2 protein-coding genes are annotated in these 1345 nt (G+C 62.0%); both read right to left on the reverse strand.

Going from position 1 to position 1345, the window contains the following annotated elements; genetic code table 11:
* Positions 1 to 145 precede the first annotated feature (145 nt).
* Positions 146 to 805, reverse strand: a complete 660-nt coding sequence (locus tag EN781_RS32605; protein ID WP_245455460.1) for a TetR/AcrR family transcriptional regulator — start codon at positions 803 to 805, stop codon at positions 146 to 148.
* 160 nt (positions 806 to 965) lie between these two features.
* The coding region (locus EN781_RS32610; RefSeq protein ID WP_245492711.1) for an amidase family protein at positions 966 to 1345 on the reverse strand (380 nt) is incomplete at its 5' end.

Below are 1345 nucleotides of genomic sequence, written 5' to 3' on the forward strand. Positions count from 1 at the left end.
GGTAGCAGGCCACCCGAAGATCGTTAGACGAAGGGGTGTCCTCCGAAGCCTTGGCGAAGGAGGACAGTCGACAGTTCGCTGCAAACAAGCCGAAATGGCGCACAACCGCCAGGCCGGCTGCCATCTGCGGCAGAGCCGGTAGATATTAGCGCTCAAGATCGAAATGCCGCGGAAACGCCTGATGCAGCAGCATCAGCATCGTCTTGCGCAGGACATTGGTGTTACGGCCGGAAGGGTTCAGGTGATCCCAGTACCAGGCGCCGTGAACCAGATAATTCAGGCTCTCTGATAAGGTGTCTATGTCGACGCCGGAATAGCCGCCACTGCGCGAGATCTCGATCAGCAGCTCGCGCGCTTCGGCCGTGTAGGCGAGGTCGCTCGGCAACCCGATCTCGTTGTAGATCTGCATGCTCTTGCGGTCGCTGGAGAACACGACGAAGACCGAAACCCACTTTGGATGCTGCCGCGCGAATCCTCGCGCGCATTCGACCGCGCCCAGCAGCCTTTCAACCGGCGACAGCCCGGGCGCCCGCACCAAGGTGGCCCACAGCTCATCATATCGATCGCTGAGATACTGCAGCACGGCCCGAAACAGGTTCTCCTTGCTGCGAAAATGGAACACGACCAGCGCGTTCGACGAGCCGACCTGCTCGGCGATGCGCTGCATGGTGACGCTCGCCAGCCCTTCATCGGCGATGAGGTCGATGGTGGCGTCGATGATACGCTGCACGCTCGCCTCGCCGCGCTCGCGCCGACGATCCTTGGGCGGCGCGGCATCATTCGCCGACCCCCTGCCATCAGCCATGGCGGCCCGTCTTGCGGCTGTTGCAGTTGCCCTGCGCTGCGCCATTTTCATCGGCCTTTTCTAGCCCGCGGCGGAACCTCCGGTCCCACAGCCATTCTGTAATATCGGGCGTCCTCCCTCCATAACCGACGCCAGAGAACGGTCGCGCCCCCGGGATTGCTCAAAGCGACGGGCGTGTCCCGGCGCTGTCATACCATTGGCCCTGAGCCGTCTCATAAGCCATCGCGGCGCGAAATACATCGGCATCGCAATAGGTGCGGCCGACAATCTGGATGCCTGTCGGCACGCCACTCGCCGCCTTGCCCGACGGCATGGAAAGCACCGGGCAACGGCTCATCATGTTGAACGGTGTCGTCATCACCCAGCCCAGCGACGCGTTCACCTGTCTGCCGTTGATCTCGACAATGTCCGTGGTCTGATCGAACTCGGCAGGCACCGCGGGGATAGCGTTCGTCGGGCAGATCAGCACATCGTACTTTTCAAGCAACGGACCCAATGTCTGATACATCCGGGCCGCCACCTCCAGGGTTCCGACAAAGT

It is taken from the genome of Mesorhizobium sp. M4A.F.Ca.ET.090.04.2.1 (assembly GCF_003999085.1).
Lineage (GTDB): Bacteria > Pseudomonadota > Alphaproteobacteria > Rhizobiales > Rhizobiaceae > Mesorhizobium.

Coding starts and splice junctions, on each gene's coding strand:
- EN781_RS32605 (WP_245455460.1), bottom strand. CDS start 805: ATGGCTGATGGCAGGGGGTCGGCGAATGATGCCGCGCCGCCCAAGGAT.